This is a genomic window from Christiangramia sediminicola (assembly GCF_031344135.1).
Taxonomy (GTDB): Bacteria; Bacteroidota; Bacteroidia; order Flavobacteriales; family Flavobacteriaceae; genus Christiangramia; species Christiangramia sediminicola.
Map to the genome: position 1 here is coordinate 155,476 of NZ_JAVJIU010000005.1, position 19,799 is coordinate 175,274.

Below are 19,799 nucleotides of genomic sequence, written 5' to 3' on the forward strand. Positions count from 1 at the left end.
GTAATAAATGTATTTTGAATTATTAGAACGATGTGTCTAATTTAATATAATCCAGAAATTCTCTTCTAACTTCTTTCTTTTTAAATGCTCCTCCAAATTCGCTGGTTACAGTACTGCTCTCAATGTCGCGAATACCTCTACTGTTAACACATAAATGTTTTGCATCAACCACACAGGCAACATCTGGAGTTCCAAGAACATTCTGAAGTTCATGCACGATCTGCATAGTCATACGTTCCTGTACTTGTGGTCTTTTTGCGAAATAATCAACTATCCTGTTCATTTTAGAAAGACCTACAACTGTTCCGTTAGAAATGTAGGCAACATGTGCTTTTCCAACTATAGGAAGTAAATGGTGCTCGCAGGTAGAGTAAACCGTAATGTTCTTCTCAACCAGCATCTCACCATATTTGTATTTATTTTCGAAAGTGGAAGCCTTCGGTTTTCTTTTTGGATGTAATCCAGAAAAGATCTCATTCACAAACATTTTGGCAACTCTCTGTGGAGTGCCCTTAAGGCTGTCGTCTGTAAGATCCAGACCCAACGTGTCAAGGATATTCTTCACATCCTTTTTGATAAGGTCTATTTTTTCTTCATCACTAAGATCGAACGCATTCTCTCTCAAAGGAGTGTTTGCGCTGCTACCCGCATGGGCATCGCCCATTTCTTCAATTTCATTCAATATTTTATCTACTTTCATGCTTTTTGCAATAATAGTCGGCTAAAACCGTATTGGCTTGCAAAGATACATATTTATAAGGTTTTAGCCGTATTCAAAATTAGATAAGCCTTAACTGACAATGTATGCTTTATTTCATATTTTGCAAGTATTAAGAGCTTACTGGGAATGAGATTGTTAATTAAAACTTTATTGTTTTTCTTACCTGTGCTTTTTTCGATTAATTCGATGAACGCCCAGGGTACCAGATGTGCTGATATTGAACCTTTTTGTGCGGGTGATGAGCGCTTGACTTTTCCCAATGCTAATTTTCAAAATAGTAATCAGATCACCGGTGAATTTGGTCCTGATTATGGTTGCCTCGATGATCAGCCGTTTCCTGCCTGGTTCTTTTTACAAATCGAGGATTCAGGTGATTTAAGTTTTCGAATATCTCAATATGAAAATGAAAATGGATCTGGAGCACCTCTGGATGTAGATTTTGTGGTTTGGGGGCCTTTTGAAAGAGGAGCTGATTACTGTTCAGGATCTTCCCTGAATGAAGAAAAGATCGTGGATTGTAGTTATTTACCTGATGCGATAGAGTTTATGTCAATTCCAAACGCACAGGCAAATGAGATTTACGTAGTGGTGATCACAAATTTTGAACAGGTACCAGGTTTTATCAGTCTGGAACAAACGAATTCCGGAGAAGGTTCAACAGATTGTTCTATTCTTGATTTGAATTTAGGTGGAATTATTTCTGTATGTGATGAAGATGAATACCTGCTTGATGGAACTACAGATGAGGATGCGGAATATGAATGGTTTGTATTCAATGAAAATACTTCACAATACGAATCTATTTCAGGAGCCAATGGTCCAACTTACACAGTTACAGAATCTGGCGATTACCGTTTGATTGCAACAGATCCTATTGAAAATAAGTCTGAACAGGATGACGTGACTGTAACCTTTTATGATTCACCAGTTATAGGTGACGTAGATGAATTGCCAGTTTGTGTTGAAAATATTGAAACCATAGATCTTAATGAGGCGAGCTTTGAGCTTATTGAACCAAATGCAGGTGGATCAAATTACGAGGTTCTTTATTATGAAAGCTTGGCCGATGTAGAAAATGCGAATCCTATATCTAATACTCAAACCTATCCCTTTGAAAATGGAAAAACGATTTATGCGCAAGTGGAAGACCAGTTAAGTGGATGTGTTTCGGGAACAGATAGTTTTACCTTATCCACTTTTGATTTTCCTGATTATGAACTTTCTGAAAACACCATATTTTGCGTAGATCTGGAAGGTAATGTAATTAGTTCTGTAAATCTTGGAGAAGCCCTGGGCGACGGTTATGATTATGAATGGTATGATGGAAACGAATTAATTGGAAATTCGGCTATCCAGACGTTTCAAGACTTTCCAGAGAATGATATTACAGTAAGGATTAGTCATGCAGATTCCGGTTGTCAACTGGATTTTACGACTGTTCCTGTAATGGTTTCAAGGCCGGAAACTATTAGTGTTGAAATTTCAGGCTCAGATTTTGGAGATGGATATACTGTGACCGGTATACCTGAAAATGTTATCGGAGCAGAATTTGCAGAATTTGAATTCAGAATTGATAATGGAAACTGGCAGGCAAGTCCAGATTTTACTGAAGTGCCTCCAGGAAGTCACGTATTAACTGCAAGAGAAATTAATGGTTGTGGCGAGACGACCAGTGAAAGTTTCTTTCTGGTTGGGTATCCTAGATTTTTCAGTCCTAATGGAGATAACTTCAATGATAATTGGAACCTTGTTACAGATAATTACATCACTATAAAGAAATTATATATTTTCGATCGCTATGGAAAACTGATCATTGAATTAAATCCCAATCAGAGTAAAGGTTGGGACGGGACCTATAACGGCAATCCGTTGCCCTCAGATGATTATTGGTTTAGGGTAGAATTCATTGATGAAAAAACCGGTGAGCATCGGCAGTATATGTCTAATTTCACTTTAATGAGATAAAAAAAGCGCCAAAAATGGCGCTTTTTTTATTTATATCATTTAGTATTTATAATCCGAAGGTTAGAGATAATACTACTTTTGATAGATCTCTGTCTATGTAAACCGGCTCTGTCAAACCAACATTATAAACAGGGTTACCTTCTTTATAAGTAGAATTACTATAAGCCAGGTCCAGATTAATACTTCCGAAGGAATAACCGACACCGGCGCTGTATCCGGTTAGGTCTCCTACGATATCTGTATTTTGATACGGGCTTTCTTCAAGTCTATATCCGCCTCTCAGACTAAAGTTTGCTATTCTGTATTCTCCACCAATCCTAAGATCATAAGCAGTTTTCATGTTATCTTCAATTCTGCTGTTCAGATCCTGAAATGCGACATCATTTTCAGGTTTGAATTTGATGTTCGAATAATCTTTAGCTCCAAAATCTAAACTGATCAAACCTTGCTTTCCAAAAAGATACGCAGCGCTGGCAGATAATTTTGAAGGTATCTGGAATCTATATTCAGGATAAACATTTACAGTTCTTGGATTTACGCTAACAAATTCATCTAAAGGACTGTTAGTCTCAAGATATTGTGTTGTTTCTTCTCTAATGTAAAACCAGGTAGGAGAGTCGTAAGTTAGACCCACACGAATATTTTCACCAAGTTTTGCGATACCTCCCAACTGAAAAGAGAAACCGTCACCATTTGTTCTTAGAGTATTTCCGAAATAAACTTCAGAAGTGGCACTTTCCGGGTTATTGTTGAATTCACTTAATTCAGAAGAATTCTCATAATTGATGAAATGGGAGTTCAGGTTCAATCCTAAATAAAGAAAATCCTTGAATTGTGTTCCCATGTTGAAAGTGAATTTTCCGTTTAAACCACTTGAAACATATGAATATTGCTGATCGAAATTGGCAGCGTCTATTAAGGAAAAGTAACTTGTATTTTCTGGATTATCAGCGTCTGCTTCTATGACATATCCCTGATATCCTAAAAATGCCTGCTGAGCCCCGAAACCATAGTTCTCTCCCAAGAATGCGTAAAGATCAGAGATCCTTTCAGATCCCTGTAACTGTAGTAATTCTAACGGAACACCATCTGCGTATCCAAGGAAATATTGATCTATACTATTGTTTGAGGTGCCGCGTACGGTATAGGAATCATCGAAGTTTCTATCTGTGGTATAATTTAATCCAAGTGAGATTTTTCTCCAGTCACTGTTATCACTGGTAGTAAAAACAAAAACACCACCAATATTATCTAATTCCACGTCGCTTTCATCGGCTGTACTTCTGCCATTATTAAACATGATATCGTTGCTTTTACTTCGATAAGATAAACTAGCTGTTGCTGTGCTTGAAATAAAAACTGCGGAAGAGGCTGGGTTTATTGACATTGCTGAAATATCTCCACCTAATGCTCCAAAAGCTCCGCTCATTCCTATATATCTTGCAGTACCTGAAAGTTCAGATGATGAATATCTGTAAGCATCCTGCAATGTTTGACCTTTGACTGATGATATAATAGCAAACAATGCTATTACTGATAGTAATCTTTTCATTAATTGAATTTTTATAAAAAAAACCTTACAGGTTCTAACCTGTAAGGCTAATTAGGTATGATTTATTTTCTATTGACCTCCACCGCGGCCACCTCTAGATGATGAGGATCTTCCGCCAGAACTTCTAGTTGTTCCTGAACTTCTGCTTGAGCTACTAGAGCTTCTGGTAGTGGTAGATCTTGAACTGCTTGTGCTTCTTCTTGAACTTGAAGAACGATATGTACCATTGCTACTACTTCTTGAAGATCTGCTATAAACTGGAGAACTACTTCTGGATCTACTATTATCGTAAGATCTTACAGGTTCAGATCTTCTACTAGTTCTTGTATATACTCTGGAATCTGAGTTTCTTACGCTATTTCGAACTCTGCTGGTTCCGTAATCAGAGTTTCTAATGCTTCTGATTCTGTCAGAATAAGAATTTCTTCTACTCGGTCCTTCACCATAAGCTCGGGAATTTCTTCTTCCAGTATTATATGCGTATCTGTTATTGTAATAGTTATTATGGTAGTAATTATTGTAAAAATATGGGTAATAAGGATTGTAGTAACCGCCATAACCGTATCCAAAGTTATAACCGAAATTGATTCCAAAGCCAATGTTCCATCCTGGTGCTCCATAAGCATATGGACCAAATCCGCCCCAGTTTCCTGGCCAGTAAGGATCAAACCATCCTCCACCGTAAAATGGATATCTGTATCCGTAACCGAATCTCCATGGTGAATAATAAGCTCCGTAGAATCCGTCATAGAATCCACCGTAGAAGCCACCACGGTTAATAATGTTTACTGTATAGGTATCTGGATCTTCTCCCCATGGTGCATTACCACCAACATAAGCTACATCTCCACCAACTTCAGAATAATTGTCATAACCATTATTGGAGCTGTAACTATCCACGTCAGTAAAAATATCGCTTTCTAATACTTCACCAACCATTTGAGATTGCTGAGCGAATAGATCTTTATAATATGAGTTTTCGTTATTAGGTCTTACTTCGTTGACCTGTTGGTCTTGTTGCTCCCAGATTCCCGGTCTGGATTCTCCATAAATCCCATCTGCTTCATAACCGGAATATTGATAAGAACCACAGGAAACCATAGCTAAAACAGCCACCGGTACGAACAGAAGGCCGAGTTTATTTCTTAGAGTGTAGTAAAGTTTCATTGGTAATTCTTTTTATTGTTGGGCATGCTAAAAATGGTTAGTTTTGCCCGAACGGTTAGTATTATACACCTAGAAAAGATACAAGTTTTATGCCAAATAACAAGAGATGGGAAAGAATCTAACGAAGAGAAGCGAAGACTATTCAAAATGGTATAACGAATTGGTCGTGAAGGCCGATTTAGCTGAAAATTCAGCAGTGCGTGGTTGTATGGTGATCAAGCCTTACGGATATGCAATCTGGGAAAAAATGCAGGCAGAGCTGGATAGAATGTTCAAGGAAACAGGCCATCAGAATGCCTATTTTCCGCTTTTCGTTCCTAAAAGTCTTTTTGAAGCAGAAGAAAAGAACGCTGAAGGATTTGCTAAAGAATGTGCAGTTGTCACTCACTATAGATTAAGGAATGATCCTAATAAGCCAGGGAAGCTAATGGTAGATCCGGAAGCCAGGCTGGAAGAAGAGCTGGTGGTTAGACCAACATCTGAAGCTATTATCTGGAATACTTACAAAAACTGGATACAGTCTTATAGAGATCTGCCAATTAAGGTTAACCAATGGGCAAACGTGGTAAGATGGGAAATGAGAACGAGATTGTTTCTTAGAACTGCCGAATTTTTGTGGCAGGAAGGTCATACCGCACACGCAACAAAGGAAGAAGCACTTCAGGAAACTGAATTGATGAATAATATTTATGCCGAATTTGCTGAGAATTTTATGGCAATACCGGTAGTAAAAGGAAGTAAAACTGAGAGTGAGCGTTTTGCTGGAGCTTTAGAAACTTATTGTATTGAAGCCCTAATGCAGGACGGAAAAGCTTTGCAGGCTGGAACTTCTCATTTTCTAGGTCAGAACTTTGCGAAAGCCTTTGATGTAAAATTTGCAACTAAAGAGGGCGGGCTCGAGCATGTATGGGCCACCTCATGGGGTGTTTCAACGAGGTTAATGGGAGCACTTATTATGACTCATAGTGATGATAACGGCTTGGTATTGCCTCCAAATCTTGCACCAATCCAGGTAGTAATTGTTCCAATATATAGAAGTGAAGAGCAATTAGAGCAAATTTCTGAAGTAGCTAATGAACTGGTCAAAGATCTGCGTGCAGTTGGAGTTTCTGTGAAGTTTGATGATAACGATAATCAGAAACCGGGATGGAAGTTCGCACAGTATGAATTACAAGGTGTTCCATTAAGAATTGCTATTGGACCGAAAGATCTTGAAAAAGGAACGGTTGAGCTTGCAAGAAGAGATACACTGTCTAAAGAGTTTGTAAATAGGAGCGAGGTAGTTGAAAAGATCAAAGCTTTAATGACCGAGATTCAGGATACATTATTTGCCAAAGCTAAAAGCTATAGAGACGATCATATTTCTGAAGTAGAGTCATTTGATGAATTTAAAAAAGTATTGAAGGAAAAGGGTGGATTTATTTCTGCTCACTGGGATGGTTCTTCAGAGACCGAAAATAAGATCAAGGAACTTACGAAGGCAACTATAAGATGTATTCCTTTTGATAGAAAAGAGGAGGCTGGAAACTGTGTTCTCACTGGAAATCCGTCGGTTGGAAGGGTCTTGTTCGCGAAGGCCTATTAAAAATTTTAAAAATTTTTGTTGAACATTTGTGACATTGGAAAATAGTTGTATTTTTGCATCCGCATTTGAAACAAAAATGGTCCGTTCGTCTAGGGGTTAGGACGCCAGGTTTTCATCCTGGTAACAGGGGTTCGATTCCCCTACGGACTACGAAGAGTAACACTGAAAGATTGTGTTCGTTTAAAGCAACATTTTAAGTTGCATTTTGAAATAGATTATGGTCCGTTCGTCTAGGGGTTAGGACGCCAGGTTTTCATCCTGGTAACAGGGGTTCGATTCCCCTACGGACTACTTTTAAAAAACATTTAAATAACAATTGTAATGGCAAATCATAAGTCAGCGTTGAAGAGGATTCGTAGCAATGAGACTAAGCGTCTTAGAAATCGCTACCAGCATAAAACTACAAGAAACGCGATCAAAAAATTGCGTGATGCCGATAAGAAAGAAGCTGAAGGAATGTTGCCTTCTGTTATTTCTATGGTAGATAAATTGGCTAAGAAGAACATTATTCACAGTAATAAAGCTGCTAACCTAAAGTCAAACTTGACTAAGCACGTCGCAGCACTTTAATTTTAGCAGTGTTCAATTTATAAAAGGATGCTTTCCGATTTTCGGAAGGCATTTTTTTGTTGGTGAAAATTAAAATACAGATACTCCGGTTAAGGTGGTGAATCTTTCAAGAGCTTTCATGCCTAACTCGGAGTTTCCTTTTTCATTAAGAATAGGACTCCAAACTGCCACTGAATAGTTATCTGGATGTATGGCGACAATTCCACCGCCTACGCCACTTTTTCCAGGAAGTCCTACCTGGAAACTAAATTCTCCCGCTTCATCATAGAATCCACAGGTTTGCATTAATGCATTGATCCTTTTTACCGTTTTAGGTTTCAGGATCTTTTCATTGGTTTCTAATATTCTGCCTTTATTGGCGAAAATCATAAATGCCTTGGAAAGCTGTTCGCAGGTCATTGCTAGGGAACATTGATGGAAGTAAAAATCTACAATAGGCTCTACGTCGCATTTTATATTTCCCAGTGCTTTTATATAATTAACTAAAGCAATATTCCTGTAGCCGGTAGATTTTTCAGAATTCGCTACAGTTTCATCGTATTGAATGCTTGAATCACCAGTGATCTTTCTTACAAAATCAAGGAGCTCCTGTTTTGGATCTTCAAGTTGATCTACCAGGATATCAGAAATCACCAGCGCTCCGGCATTAATAAAAGGGTTTCTGGGAATTCCACTTTCATATTCCAGCTGAGTTAAACTATTAAATGGATCTCCTGATGGTTCAACCGCAAGTCTGTCCCAAAGATCTTCGCCAAGCAATTTCATTGCCATTGCCAGGGTAAATACTTTTGAGATACTTTGTATTGAGAATAATTCCTTACTATCTCCAAAGCAAAAATGCTGTTGGTCTCCACAGTACACATGCATTCCAAACTTTTTCCGATCAATTTTGGCGAGTTCCGGAATATAAGATGCAACCTTACCGGTTACATCGCGGTAACTCATCTCATCGTGAATTGTATCTAGAATATGCTGGTAATCCATGTTAGTTCAAATCGGTTAAATCTGTTCCTGTCTCTATTTCGAAAGGTAATTTATCCTTCTTGAATAGCCTTGCCTTCAGCTCGCCTTTTAACGTAACTTTATTATCATCAAGTTCCAGCCAGCTACCTTCTCTTAGACCGATCACCGGTTGAGAATTGAGCCCATGAAATTCCTTAATCCTGGTTTCCCTGGTTTCCCCTTTATGCTCAGAATTTGGATCTGGATCAAGATAATGTGGGTTGATATTGAAAGGTACTAAACCAAGTGTTTGAAATGAAGGAGGATATACAATTGGCATATCGTTGGTTGTCTTCATGCTTAAACCTCCAATATTGGTTCCTGCACTAGTTCCCATATAAGGAGTACCATTTTTTACAACCTCCTTTATAACATTCATAACCTTGTTTCTATATAATTCTGAGACAAGTAAGAATGTATTACCACCTCCAGTAAAAATACCTTTAGCGTCCTGGATCGCTTTAACTGGGGTCTCAAATTCATGAATTCCTTTCACTCTAATTCCAGCTTTGCCAAATGCTTCGGCTGCTTTGGAGGTATATTCATCGTGAGAAATTCCTCCAGGCCTTGCATAAGGCACGAATACGATCTCCTCAATATTTTTATATAAAACCGGTAAATGCGGAATTAGATATTCGAGGTAGTCTTGATTATGTAGAGTAGATGTACTTGCAAGTATCGCTTTCATGATATTTTTTACAGTAAATTTATAGAAATGCCTGCATTAACAAAAGTTTACAGCTCCTAATAGGCGAAATCAAAAAATTCCACGTTAGAATAAAATACGAATACTAACCAATTCGTCTTGACCCGAAAAATCACTTTAGGCTATCTGCCTTTCTTCTTTATGCTGTTTTTTACGGCATCAAATTTATTTGCTCAGGAGTCCAGAGTTCTTGAGGGACAGATTCTTGCAGATAGTATTCAGCCCGCAAATGTTCACGTTGTAAATCTCGACCTGGAGAAAGGAACTACTAGCGATGAAAATGGAAAATTCATGATCATCGCAGAGCAGGGGGACAGAATATTATTTTCTTCTGTTCAATTTCAAAATCGTGAAATCGTTATAAAACAGGAAGATATAGAATCAGGAAAAATAGGAGTGACCTTATTCCCTGCAAGAAATGAATTGGACGAAGTAAAGATCACCGATCTAAAATTAAGCGGACACCTGGATCTTGATGTGCCTAAGATCAAATATTTTGAGCGCGAAAAATATGGCATACCCTACGCTGAAAAAAAACTTACCCAGACAGAAAGACGACTCTATACAGCAAATGCCGGCGTGAAAAGCAGGTGGAGCTATTTTGGAATTTTACTAGGAGGACTTCCACTAGATGTATTGATGAATGATATAAACGGCAAAACGAAATATCTAAAGGCTTTGCAAAAACAGGAACAGCTTCAATTAGAAGTTCAGAGCGGAATTGATGTTTTAGGGAAAAGTTTTTTTATAGAAGATCTTGATCTTCCTGAAACAGAAATTGAGAATTTCGTGTACTATTGTGCTAGAGATCCCAAATTTCAGGATTTTCTTTCATCAAATAACAGATTAGAACTCATCGAATTTTATAATAACAAGAGGCAGGATTTCATCAATCTTAGACAAATAAATGACGGAGAACAAAACTAAATCATCAATCATATTAATTCTTTTGTTGATCGCAATTATTCCGAAAATAGAAGCGCAGGAAAGAGGAATAGTCCAGGGAAAGATCATCGTGGATAGTATTCAAATGGCTTCTGGTGTGCATGTGATCAATATGAATGCAGAAATAGGTACTACAACCAATGAAAATGGTGAATTCAGGATTTTGGCGAAAGCCGGAGACAGCATTTATTTTTCTTCAGTTCAGTTTGAAAATATCAATCATATCGTGAAAAGCTCAGAAATCGATACAGGAATAAATGTTCAGCTGATTCAGAAATTTAATGAATTAGCTGAGGTACAGATCGACGATATTAGGCTTTCCGGCGTTTTATCTGAAGACGTTACCAGAATGCCTAAGTCTATATATGAAAAATTAGGAATGCCTTTTCCGAAACCAAGAAGATCAAGTCTAGAATTAGCAATACAATCAGCCAGCGGGAATGGTCCATTGATCTCCGCTTTAAACACTCTGAACGGAAAAAAGGAAATGCTGGAAAAAGCTGAGGAAAACAATAAAACCCGAATTGTAGTAAATAAAGGATTGAATCTTGTAAGAAAAAGTTTCTTTACCGAGCAACTTCTTCTAAACGAGAAAGAAGTACTAAATTTTCTCTATTACTGTGCTGAAAAGGAGGAATATAGGGAATTGGTAAATTCTAAACAGGTGCTGGAACTAGTGGAATTTTTTAAAAGTGAGTTAGATTCTTTCAAAGAATTACGTGAACTGGATTAAAATTACTTTTTTTGTGAAATCAACATCAATCTTAAAAAAATCAAGTTTGAAAATATTCAATTTAAATAAATGCAAAAGCATTTTTTGCCTTGTCATCGTGACGCTAATTGGATTTAATTCCATGGCGCAGTCGCAGGAGGTAAGCGTGCTGGATGGAAAGATTACGGCATCAAATCCAGATGTTGAAAAAATTCATGTGATCAATCTTGATCTTGAAAAAGGAGCTGTTACAGATGCTCAGGGAAATTTTCAAATCCTGGCGAAGCTTAACGATAGTCTGTATATTTCTTCAGTTCAATATCAAAACAGAAGCATTGTGGTTACAGAGGAAATGATCGCTTCTAAAACCATCAATATTGAGTTGCAAGATAAATTGAATGAGCTGGCAGAGGTGGTTATAGACGATATAAAATTATCGGGACATCTGGCCAGCGATATAAATAAGATCTCCATCACAAAAGTGGAAACCAAGAATAGACTTCAAAATAGTCTGAATGATTTTATAGAAAAGGATAAGAAATTGAATCCTTATGGAGAGGCAAATCCGGTTGGAGGAATTAGAATTGATAAGATCGCAGGGGCGGTAATTGATAAACTTTCAAAGGATTCTGAAACACCAAGATCTTATACTTCTAAGGAATTGGCCAATAAGAGTATTCAGATCGTAGGCCTTGAATTTTTTAGAGAAGATCTTCGATTAAATGAAAACGAGATTTGTAATTTCTTATTCTATTGTACAGAAGACACCAGGTTCAAACATCTGGTGATCAATAAAAGTGCGTTCGTTCTTATCGAATATTTCCAAACTAAAATAGAAGATTTCAGAGATCTGAGAGGTTCAGCCTTAAACACAAAAAGGCAAATTCCCGGATAAGCTGAAATATAACTTAAACCTTTTAACTATTTTAAAGTCTTATGATCGTGAGGCCTGAATTGCTGCTTTGGTTTGGTATTTGCTTCAGATAAGTTAAAGTTGAATATGAAGAAGACATTTGCTCTTTTACTTACGCTTATTTTTCTAACGTCTTTTTCCACAAAAGATCATGAAACTTACCTGAGCGTAACCGAAATAGAATACAACCAGGAACAAAAGAGTATTCAGGTGATTTCCAGAGTTTTTATCGATGATTTTGAAGATGTTCTGAGTAAGAGGTATCAAAAGGATATTAGCCTTTCCTATAAAGAAGACTTAAATACGATTAAACTTTTGATGGAGAAATACCTGGACAAGAAACTGGTTTTGAGGGTAGATGATAAAGAAGTAGAACTAAAACTTTTGGGTAGTAAATTCGATGCAGATCAGATCGTTCTATTCCTTGAAGCAAAAAATATTAATGCATTTAAAAAAGTACAGGTGGAAAATCTGATCTTAACCGACCTTTTTGATGCTCAGAAAAATATCACTCACGTTAAAAAAGGCGACGATATTGAAAGTATGCTTTTAACAAAAGCAAATAGTAGTAATACAGTTATTTTTTAGAAAGAATTCCTTAATGGAATTAAAAATACTTATTTTTAGCAACCTTAAATTAAAACAAAGTAAATGAAGAGATTAAACATGTTATGCTCCGTGTTTTTAATGTTCGTTTTCGCAGGTGTTTCTGCACAGGACACTGAACAAAAGGAACCACGACAGGAGGGACACACAAATCAGAACAAATTCAGGCAAATGTACCAGGAGTTAGCCACTCCTAACCAATATAGAACTGCTTCTGGAGCTCCGGGACCAGCTTACTACCAGAATGAAGCCGATTACAAAATGGATATCGTTCTGGATGATAAAAATTCTGTGCTTACAGGAGAAGAAACGATTACTTACCATAACAATTCTCCAGAGAACCTTGAGTACCTATGGGTTCAATTAGATCAGAATATCCGTAAAAAAGACGCTCCGGCACTTCAAAAAGATGGTGACGGCATGTCTCCAGCTAATACTGCCGCAAGATTTGCAAGTACTTATCTTGAAGAGCCTTTTGATGGTGGTTTCAATATTAAGGAAGTTTCAAAGGATGGTTCAGCTTTAAAATACAAGATCCATCAAACAATGATGCGTGTAGATATGGCTCAGCCACTAAAATCTGGTGAGAGCTATACATTTAAGATCAAATGGTCTTATAATGTAAATAATCACGTAACCAACCGTGCACGTTCAGGATACGAATTCTTCGATAAGGACGGTAACAAGGCTTATGTAATTGCTCAATTTTTCCCAAGAATGGCAGTTTACAATGATGTTGAAGGATGGCAAAACTATCAGTTCTGGGGTAATGGTGAATTCGCTCTTCCGTTTGGAGATTACGAAGTGAATATTACAGTTCCTGCAGATCATGTAATGGAGGCTACTGGTGAACTTCAGAATAGAAAAGAGGTGTACTCTAAAGATATGATGAAGCGTTACGAGGAAGCTAAGAAAAGTTATGAAAAGCCTGTAATGATCGTTACTCAGGAAGAAGCTGAAGAAGCGGAAAAAGGTTTCTCTAATAAAACAAAGACCTGGACTTATAAAGCAGATATGGTTCGTGACTTCGCATTCTCTACATCAAGAAAGTTCATCCTTGATATGATGGCTGTAGATGTTATGGGAAAAGATGTAATGGCTGTTTCTCTTTATCCTAAAGAAGGTAATCCACTTTGGGAAGAATGGTCTACAAAAGTTGTAGCAAGCACTCTTAAAAGTTATTCAGATCATACCTTCCAGTACCCTTATCATAAAGCAGTTTCTGTACATGCTAAGAATCAGGGAATGGAATATCCAATGATTTGCTGGAACTATGGGCGTCCAGATGAAAATGGAGATTATAGTGACCGTACAAAATTCGGAATGATGAGTGTTATTATTCACGAAGTTGGTCACAACTTTTTCCCAATGATCGTAAATTCAGATGAGCGTCAGTGGGGATGGATGGATGAAGGTATCAATACTTTTGTTCAGTACGTGGCAGAACAGGAATTTGCAGAAGCTTATCCTGAAGCTGTTGCACCGAACAGTAAATATCCATCAAGAAGAGGAGAGCCGAGTAAGATCGTTCCTTATATGAAAGGTAATCAGGATTACATTTCTCCAATCATGTCTAACCCAGAACAGGTGCATCAGTTAGGTAATAACGCCTACGGAAAGCCTGCAACAGCATTGAATATTCTTCGTGAAACGGTAATGGGACGTGAATTGTTCGATTATGCTTTCGCTACTTATTCAAACAGATGGATGTTTAAACATCCAACTCCTGAAGATTTCTTCCGTACCATGGAAGATGCTTCAAGTATCGATCTAGACTGGTTCTGGAGAGGATGGTTCTATACTACAGATAATGTTGATATAGGGATCAAAGAAGTAAATAAATACTATGTAACTGATACTCCAACCAAAGCAGGAAGAGAAATGTTACAGAGATATGGAACTACACCAGAAGAAACTAAAGCACTTTATGTAGTTACTGAAGATGATGAGGAATTCAATGAAGACATGAAGAACAAATCATTGATGGAAAGCTCTGAAACACTTCAGGCTTATGTAATGGATAACTTTAGTGAAGAGGAAAGAAAGAATCTTCAAACTCCAAAGTATTTCTACCAGGTGGTATTCGAAAAACCAGGAGGCCTGGTAATGCCATTGATCGTGGAAGTATCTTATGCTGATGGTTCTTCAGAAAAGATCACTTATCCGGTACAGATCTGGAGAAAGAACGATAAGGTGATTAGTAAAGTAATTCCATCTAATAAAGAGATCACTTCCATCACTATAGATCCAGATCTTGAAACTGCAGATGTAGATACAAGTAATAATAGCTGGCCTAAGAATGAGAACAAGAATGAATTTGATGAATTCAAAGAATCTTCTCAAGACTAGTAATTATCAGCAATAATATTTAAGCCGACTTTAACGAGTCGGCTTTTTTTATGCTTAGATTTGTATTTATATTTGTCACACTATGCATACGTTACCTTTATTTATTAGTGGAGCTGAAATTGCCTTTATCATGTTCATTCTTGTAATGGTTTTTGGAGCTGATAAGATCCCTGACATCGCTAGAGGATTAGGGAAAGGCATGAAAGCTGTTAAAAATGCCTCTAATGATATTAAGAGTGAAATTCAGAAAAGTGCCGACAAGCAAGGCATAAATACAGATTTCACTAAAGATGTTAGAGGAGAGATAGATAAGGTTAAAGAAGATATAGACGAGATCACAGGTTCTATAAGTCGAAAGCCCTAATTTTATTTTGAATGTGGGAGAAGATTGAGCATTGGGACAGGGAACTGTTTATTTACCTCAATAGCCTCGGCATTGAAAGATATGATGGTTTTTGGATATTTGTTACAGATCCAAGACACTGGATTCCCCTTTATCTCGCTTTTTTCGGATTTTTCTTTCTCGCTTTTCATTGGAGAAAAGCTTCCTTTTCAACCTTATTTTTATTAGCAACAGTATTTTCTACCTGGGGATTTACAAACCTTGTCAAGGGAATTGCATTAAGATTAAGGCCAAATAATACGCCTGAACTTTCTGATGTTATTCGAATACTTCAGGAACCAACTAATTATAGTTTTTTCTCGGGGCATTCATCAACTTCATTTGCCGCAACAACCTTCATTGTACTTGTATTATCACAAAAGACCAGATGGATCTACCTAGCCTATATTTGGCCAATAATTTTTGTAATGAGTCGTATCTACGTGGGAGTTCATTATCCCGGTGACATCATTGTTGGGATGATCGTAGGGATCATTTTTGCTGTGGTATTCTACAATCTTTACCTTAAATCTGGAAGGAGACTTTACTAATTATTTTACCCTTGTAAGTGTTAGGCCATCTCTTATTGGTAAGATCACCGTTTCCACCCTTTCATCTTCGGCCAGCATCTTATTGTATTTCAATAAAGCCTGAGTAGACTCATCATCCTTTTTAATTTTCTCTACGATCTTACCAGACCATAAAACATTATCTGACAGAATTATTCCACCGGAATTCATCATATCAATGATTAATTCAAAGTACTTCGGATAATTGGGTTTGTCTGCATCGATAAAAACCAGGTCGAATTTGGTATCTATTTGTGGAATGATTTCTGTCGCATCACCAAGATATTGTTTGATTTGAGACGCATATTCAGACTTATCAAAATGTTTCTTTTGAAAATCGTAAAGTTCTTCATTTACATCTATTGTATGAAGTATGCCGTTTGCTTGCAATCCTTCTGCCAGGCAAATTGCTGAATATCCGGTATAAGTTCCAATCTCAAGGATAGATTCAGGATTTTTCATTTTAGAAAGAAGACTGAGAACCCTCCCCTGGTAATGCCCGCTAAGCATTCTCGGTTGCAGGATTTTTTGATTGGTTTCGCGGTTTAACCGGTAGAGATTTTCCGGTTCTTTCTGTGAATGTGCAACAATATATTCGTCTATGTCTTCTGGTAAAAAGTGCATGGCTTAGATTTTAAGCAAAATTAAAGATTTTATGCGGGGTTTCCGTCCTGTGTCATTTAAAACGAAATTGTATTTTTACGAAAAATTCAAAATATGCAATTCGAGAATTCCAGGAAATTTGCCAGACAATTAGATAAAGAAGATAAACTTTCTAAATACCGGGACGAATTTATTTTTCCTAGAGTGAATGGGAAAGAGGTTATTTATTTCGTTGGAAATTCTCTTGGACTTCAGCCTAGATCAGCTAAAAAATATGTTGACGAGATCATGAAAGACTGGGCAGAACTTGCTGTTGAAGGACATTTTTATGCTGAAAAATCCTGGTGGGATTATCATGAGCGATTTTCTGAAAAGCTAGCAAAGGTAGTAGGTGCAAATCCATCTGAAGTTACGGTTATGAATACACTTACTGTAAATCTTCATTTATTGATGGTTTCATTTTACAGGCCGTCAGGCAAAAGGTATAAGATCATTTGTGAGGAAAAAGCCTTTCCAAGCGACCAATATATGATCTCCAGCCAGGTAAGATTTCATGGCTACGATCCTGATGATGCTATCGTGGAGATCAAGAAAAGAGATGGTGAGAATAATTTTAGAACCGAGGATGTTCTGGAAAAGATAAAAGAGGTGGGAGAGGAGTGTGCTCTGGTACTTATTGGAGGAGTGAATTATTACACAGGCCAGGTGTTTGACATGGAGACTATCACTAAAGCCGGCCATGATGTTGGAGCTTTCGTTGGCTGGGACCTTGCCCATGGAGCTGGAAATATAGAATTGAAATTAAGCGAATGGAATGTAGATTTCGCTGCCTGGTGTAGTTATAAGTATATGAATTCCGGACCTGGAAATGCATCCGGATGTTTTATCAATCAGAAATACCATAATAAAAAAGATATTCCAAGATTTGAAGGTTGGTGGGGACATAATAAAGAAAGACGTTTCCTGATGGAACCGGAATTTCAACCGGAACCAACTGCAGATGCATGGCAGATTAGTAATGCTCCAATTCTTGCGATGGCACCATATCTAGCTTCATTAGAAATGTTTGATGAGGTTGGAATGCCTGCACTCATCGAAAAGCGCAATAAGATAGTTGCGTACCTGGAGTTCGTGCTTCACGAGATCGATAAGGACGTGGATAGCACATTTGAAATAATAACTCCAGCAGAACAGGAAAACAGGGGAACTCAATTATCAGTATTTCTTCACGGTGAAGGAAAAGAGTTGTTCAGATACCTTATGGATAAAGGAGTTATTACCGACTGGAGAGAGCCTAATGTTATAAGATTAGCACCAGCGCCATTCTATTGTTCGTTCGAGGATATGTATAATTTTGGGCAAATTTTGAAAGAAGGAATTCTAAGTAAACAAAAAACATAAAATAAAAAAGGGAGGCTCAGCCTCCCTTTTTTATTTTATCAATAACTTTTATTCAACAGTAATATCTGTAAAGAATAATTCAAAACTTCCATCCTGGGATTTATGCATTTTTGAGATCTTCACACCGTCAAAATCTTCATAATCTTCCCATGTAGTTGCCATTTCTCTTCCACCACCAGCTGCTTTGTAAACCCATTCCTGGATCATAAATTCATCATCAAAATAAATGTCATAGCTATCTCCGGGAGTATATCCCCCTTCTGACGGAAAACTTACCGTAAGCATTTGCATTTCATCACCACTAATTGGAGCATTTGCAGTTTTTGCCTCGCTAAAATCAGCATCAGACCATTTTAGCTGGTAAGGGAATAATAGCCAGTAAGAATCGTTCACAAAACGCTGATCTATATATTCTTTATCTTTTGCCAAACTATCCTTTTTAGTATAGCTCATGGTAGAATCTTTTTCAGTCAGGCTAATGGTATTTCCATTTTTATTCCATGTCCATCTTCTTTCAGATCGTAAACTGTCATTTACCTTAACATTGAAGGTGAATTTAATTTTGCTGACGCTGTCAAATTTTTCAAAGCCATTCGCCATGGCAATCTTTTCATGTATTTCAAGATTTGGATCCTTTTCGATCTTTTCCTGTTCCTTTTTCTTTTCGTTGCAAGAGATCATAAGAACACTCATGACCGCTAGAAATAGTAATTTTTTCATTGAGTTAGTTTTTAATAAAGATACTAATTATTGTGACCTACAATGCATTAATGCTCATTCCGCCATCGGCAACTATATTCTGGCCAGTTATGAAAGAAGATTTATCCATAGCCAAGAAGCTTATGATTGCTGAAATTTCTTCTGCTTCAGCCACCCTGTTTAACGGAGTTCTTTTTAAAATTGAATTCATTTTCTTATCGTTGTGCAGATAGCCTTCAGTCAATGGCGTTTTTGTGAACCATGGAGAAACCGAATTCACTCGAATTCCGTCCTGAGCCCATTCTACAGCCAGACTTCTTGATTGCTGTAATAAACCAGATTTAGACATGGCATATGGAGTACCGGTTCCTACATCCTGGATAGCAGCCGAAGAGGCTACGTTAATGATCGATGCATTTCCAGATTCTTTTAAAAATGGATGAAGAATACGGCTTATTTCAAATGGTGCAATAAGATTGATCTCCAGTACTTTTCTAAATTCTTCTTCGGAATAATCACTGGCTTGTTTCCTGATATTGATTCCGGCATTATTCACCAGAATATCAAGCTTTCCCCAATTAGAACTAACCCAATCCACCATATTTTGATTATCTTCTTTTTTTGAAGAATCTGCAGTTAATCCGTGTACTTTATATCCTTTTTTCTTCAATTCATTTTCTAGAGATCGTACTTCAGTTTCATTTCTGGCAGTGAATAATACTTCAGCACCAAGCTTCAGAAATTCAATTACTGCTGCTTTACCAATTCCCTTTGTTCCGCCAGTGACTATCGCTTTTTTATTTTCCAGATTCCACATAATTTTAATTCTTCAGTAAATATTTTAAATAAAAAAACCCTTTGATCGCTCAAAGGGTTATATAAAACTTTCAACTTTTTATAGTCGTCTTCCTGTAAGTAATTTATACAAAATAAGGATAACGGCCAATACTATTAAAATGTGGATAATACTTCCAAGGTCTGGGAAAGCGAAATATCCTACAAGCCATCCAATTACCAGTAAAACGATAATAAGCCAAATTAAATCTCTCATGTCAGGTTGATTTTTAGGCATGCACAAAGGCTTGCCGTTGGTTAATAATAATTATTAGTTAGTTAAAATGTTGATTAATTCTAGTACTAATTTAGATAAATGCCTAAGTCGCTATCTTTCATTTAACCTTGATTTAACTTTAGTTGCTAAAAATCAGTAGGATGGCTAATTATCTTTTCTGATTCTCCGCAAACACACCTAATATTTTTAGTATATTAGCGCTCAAAAAGCAGGGATTATGAACATATTCAGTTTTACGGCTCATTTCGGTTCGGAGGAAGATTGTCGTTTGCATTTCAAG

At 37.1% G+C, this 19,799-nt stretch carries 20 protein-coding genes and 2 tRNA genes; 13 read left to right on the plus strand and 9 right to left on the minus strand.

Annotation, left to right across the window (positions count from 1 at the left end):
* Nucleotides 1-22 precede the first annotated feature (22 nt).
* Nucleotides 23-700 (minus strand): GTP cyclohydrolase I FolE, encoded by a 678-nt coding sequence (gene folE, locus RE431_RS14435; RefSeq protein WP_309562681.1) that lies wholly within the window; start codon nt 698-700, stop codon nt 23-25.
* A gap of 147 nt (nt 701-847) precedes the next feature.
* Here folE and RE431_RS14440 point away from each other — a divergent pair, with 147 nt between their 5' ends.
* Nucleotides 848-2,686 (plus strand): T9SS type B sorting domain-containing protein, encoded by a 1,839-nt coding sequence (locus RE431_RS14440; RefSeq protein WP_309562682.1) that lies wholly within the window; start codon nt 848-850, stop codon nt 2,684-2,686.
* A 46-nt stretch (nt 2,687-2,732) separates the two neighbouring features.
* On the opposite strand, the gene RE431_RS14445 is transcribed toward RE431_RS14440, so the two are convergent.
* Together RE431_RS14445 and RE431_RS14450 are read right to left on the minus strand one after the other, a co-directional pair.
* The gene (locus RE431_RS14445; RefSeq protein ID WP_309562683.1) at nt 2,733-4,238 is read right to left on the minus strand and encodes an OmpP1/FadL family transporter; all 1,506 of its coding nucleotides are present in this window, start codon (nt 4,236-4,238) and stop codon (nt 2,733-2,735) included.
* Between the two features lie 69 nt (nt 4,239-4,307).
* On the minus strand, nt 4,308-5,405 hold the full coding sequence (locus tag RE431_RS14450; protein ID WP_309562684.1) for a hypothetical protein: 1,098 nt from the start codon (nt 5,403-5,405) through the stop codon (nt 4,308-4,310).
* 106 nt (nt 5,406-5,511) lie between these two features.
* Here RE431_RS14450 and proS point away from each other — a divergent pair, with 106 nt between their 5' ends.
* The 4 genes from proS (at nt 5,512) to rpsT (ending at nt 7,560) form a co-directional block, all read left to right on the plus strand.
* A complete protein-coding gene (gene proS / locus RE431_RS14455; protein WP_309562685.1) occupies nt 5,512-6,990 on the plus strand; it encodes a proline--tRNA ligase in 1,479 nt (492 codons plus the stop codon).
* Nucleotides 6,991-7,068: 78 nt separating this feature from the next.
* Nucleotides 7,069-7,140: transfer RNA gene (locus RE431_RS14460), tRNA-Glu, on the plus strand.
* Between the two features lie 69 nt (nt 7,141-7,209).
* A tRNA-Glu gene (locus RE431_RS14465) sits at nt 7,210-7,281 on the plus strand.
* 30 nt (nt 7,282-7,311) lie between these two features.
* Nucleotides 7,312-7,560 (plus strand): 30S ribosomal protein S20, encoded by a 249-nt coding sequence (rpsT, locus tag RE431_RS14470; RefSeq protein ID WP_309562686.1) that lies wholly within the window; start codon nt 7,312-7,314, stop codon nt 7,558-7,560.
* Between the two features lie 69 nt (nt 7,561-7,629).
* Here the strand turns inward: rpsT and RE431_RS14475 are convergent, their stop codons facing one another.
* Together RE431_RS14475 and pepE are read right to left on the minus strand one after the other, a co-directional pair.
* Entirely contained in the window at nt 7,630-8,544 is a 915-nt protein-coding gene (locus RE431_RS14475) for a glutaminase (RefSeq protein WP_309562687.1), read from the minus strand.
* 1 nt (nt 8,545) lies between these two features.
* Nucleotides 8,546-9,250, minus strand: a complete 705-nt coding sequence (gene pepE / locus RE431_RS14480) for a dipeptidase PepE (protein WP_309562688.1) — start codon at nt 9,248-9,250, stop codon at nt 8,546-8,548.
* Nucleotides 9,251-9,367: 117 nt separating this feature from the next.
* On the opposite strand from pepE, the gene RE431_RS14485 reads away from it, so the two are divergent.
* The 7 genes from RE431_RS14485 (at nt 9,368) to RE431_RS14515 (ending at nt 15,726) form a co-directional block, all read left to right on the plus strand.
* Nucleotides 9,368-10,195 carry a carboxypeptidase-like regulatory domain-containing protein gene (locus RE431_RS14485; protein WP_309562689.1) on the plus strand — a complete coding sequence of 276 codons (828 nt, stop codon included), beginning with the start codon at nt 9,368-9,370 and terminating at the stop codon, nt 10,193-10,195.
* Nucleotides 10,176-10,946 (plus strand): hypothetical protein, encoded by a 771-nt coding sequence (locus tag RE431_RS14490; RefSeq protein ID WP_309562690.1) that lies wholly within the window; start codon nt 10,176-10,178, stop codon nt 10,944-10,946. The genes RE431_RS14485 and RE431_RS14490 overlap by 20 nt, the downstream gene beginning before the upstream one ends.
* A 46-nt stretch (nt 10,947-10,992) precedes the next feature.
* The gene (locus tag RE431_RS14495) at nt 10,993-11,820 is read left to right on the plus strand and encodes a carboxypeptidase-like regulatory domain-containing protein (RefSeq protein WP_309562691.1); all 828 of its coding nucleotides are present in this window, start codon (nt 10,993-10,995) and stop codon (nt 11,818-11,820) included.
* 105 nt (nt 11,821-11,925) lie between these two features.
* Complete coding sequence (locus tag RE431_RS14500) at nt 11,926-12,426, plus strand: DUF6702 family protein (RefSeq protein ID WP_309562692.1); 501 nt, start codon at nt 11,926-11,928, stop codon at nt 12,424-12,426.
* A 63-nt stretch (nt 12,427-12,489) separates the two neighbouring features.
* Nucleotides 12,490-14,793 carry a M1 family metallopeptidase gene (locus RE431_RS14505; protein ID WP_309562693.1) on the plus strand — a complete coding sequence of 768 codons (2,304 nt, stop codon included), beginning with the start codon at nt 12,490-12,492 and terminating at the stop codon, nt 14,791-14,793.
* An 82-nt stretch (nt 14,794-14,875) separates the two neighbouring features.
* Nucleotides 14,876-15,157: a Sec-independent protein translocase subunit TatA/TatB gene (locus RE431_RS14510; protein ID WP_309562694.1), complete on the plus strand. Its 282-nt coding sequence runs from the start codon at nt 14,876-14,878 to the stop codon at nt 15,155-15,157.
* 11 nt (nt 15,158-15,168) lie between these two features.
* Entirely contained in the window at nt 15,169-15,726 is a 558-nt protein-coding gene (locus RE431_RS14515; protein WP_309562695.1) for a phosphatase PAP2 family protein, read from the plus strand.
* Here RE431_RS14515 and RE431_RS14520 read toward each other — a convergent pair whose 3' ends face one another.
* On the minus strand, nt 15,727-16,368 hold the full coding sequence (locus tag RE431_RS14520) for an O-methyltransferase (protein ID WP_309562696.1): 642 nt from the start codon (nt 16,366-16,368) through the stop codon (nt 15,727-15,729).
* 93 nt (nt 16,369-16,461) lie between these two features.
* On the opposite strand from RE431_RS14520, the gene kynU reads away from it, so the two are divergent.
* The gene (gene kynU / locus RE431_RS14525) at nt 16,462-17,748 is read left to right on the plus strand and encodes a kynureninase (RefSeq protein ID WP_309562697.1); all 1,287 of its coding nucleotides are present in this window, start codon (nt 16,462-16,464) and stop codon (nt 17,746-17,748) included.
* Between the two features lie 48 nt (nt 17,749-17,796).
* Here the strand turns inward: kynU and RE431_RS14530 are convergent, their stop codons facing one another.
* The 3 genes from RE431_RS14530 to RE431_RS14540 all read right to left on the minus strand — a co-directional run bounded on the left by RE431_RS14530 (nt 17,797) and on the right by RE431_RS14540 (nt 19,498).
* The gene (locus RE431_RS14530; protein WP_309562698.1) at nt 17,797-18,468 is read right to left on the minus strand and encodes a hypothetical protein; all 672 of its coding nucleotides are present in this window, start codon (nt 18,466-18,468) and stop codon (nt 17,797-17,799) included.
* Between the two features lie 37 nt (nt 18,469-18,505).
* The gene (locus RE431_RS14535; RefSeq protein WP_309562699.1) at nt 18,506-19,264 is read right to left on the minus strand and encodes an SDR family oxidoreductase; all 759 of its coding nucleotides are present in this window, start codon (nt 19,262-19,264) and stop codon (nt 18,506-18,508) included.
* Between the two features lie 78 nt (nt 19,265-19,342).
* Nucleotides 19,343-19,498 (minus strand): lmo0937 family membrane protein, encoded by a 156-nt coding sequence (locus RE431_RS14540; RefSeq protein ID WP_011710576.1) that lies wholly within the window; start codon nt 19,496-19,498, stop codon nt 19,343-19,345.
* Nucleotides 19,499-19,799: the final 301 nt, after the last annotated feature.

Bases quoted from the DNA above. Each gene is read 5' to 3' on its own strand.
- folE (WP_309562681.1), bottom strand. From the start codon at position 700: ATGAAAGTAGATAAAATATTGAATGAAATTGAAGAAATGGGCGATGCC.
- RE431_RS14440 (WP_309562682.1), top strand. From the start codon at position 848: ATGAGATTGTTAATTAAAACTTTATTGTTTTTCTTACCTGTGCTTTTT.
- RE431_RS14445 (WP_309562683.1), bottom strand. From the start codon at position 4,238: ATGAAAAGATTACTATCAGTAATAGCATTGTTTGCTATTATATCATCA.
- RE431_RS14450 (WP_309562684.1), bottom strand. From the start codon at position 5,405: ATGAAACTTTACTACACTCTAAGAAATAAACTCGGCCTTCTGTTCGTA.
- proS (WP_309562685.1), top strand. From the start codon at position 5,512: ATGGGAAAGAATCTAACGAAGAGAAGCGAAGACTATTCAAAATGGTAT.
- rpsT (WP_309562686.1), top strand. From the start codon at position 7,312: ATGGCAAATCATAAGTCAGCGTTGAAGAGGATTCGTAGCAATGAGACT.
- RE431_RS14475 (WP_309562687.1), bottom strand. From the start codon at position 8,544: ATGGATTACCAGCATATTCTAGATACAATTCACGATGAGATGAGTTAC.
- pepE (WP_309562688.1), bottom strand. From the start codon at position 9,250: ATGAAAGCGATACTTGCAAGTACATCTACTCTACATAATCAAGACTAC.
- RE431_RS14490 (WP_309562690.1), top strand. From the start codon at position 10,176: ATGACGGAGAACAAAACTAAATCATCAATCATATTAATTCTTTTGTTG.
- RE431_RS14500 (WP_309562692.1), top strand. From the start codon at position 11,926: ATGAAGAAGACATTTGCTCTTTTACTTACGCTTATTTTTCTAACGTCT.
- RE431_RS14505 (WP_309562693.1), top strand. From the start codon at position 12,490: ATGAAGAGATTAAACATGTTATGCTCCGTGTTTTTAATGTTCGTTTTC.
- RE431_RS14510 (WP_309562694.1), top strand. From the start codon at position 14,876: ATGCATACGTTACCTTTATTTATTAGTGGAGCTGAAATTGCCTTTATC.
- RE431_RS14515 (WP_309562695.1), top strand. From the start codon at position 15,169: ATGTGGGAGAAGATTGAGCATTGGGACAGGGAACTGTTTATTTACCTC.
- RE431_RS14520 (WP_309562696.1), bottom strand. From the start codon at position 16,368: ATGCACTTTTTACCAGAAGACATAGACGAATATATTGTTGCACATTCA.
- kynU (WP_309562697.1), top strand. From the start codon at position 16,462: ATGCAATTCGAGAATTCCAGGAAATTTGCCAGACAATTAGATAAAGAA.
- RE431_RS14530 (WP_309562698.1), bottom strand. From the start codon at position 18,468: ATGAAAAAATTACTATTTCTAGCGGTCATGAGTGTTCTTATGATCTCT.
- RE431_RS14535 (WP_309562699.1), bottom strand. From the start codon at position 19,264: ATGTGGAATCTGGAAAATAAAAAAGCGATAGTCACTGGCGGAACAAAG.
- RE431_RS14540 (WP_011710576.1), bottom strand. From the start codon at position 19,498: ATGAGAGATTTAATTTGGCTTATTATCGTTTTACTGGTAATTGGATGG.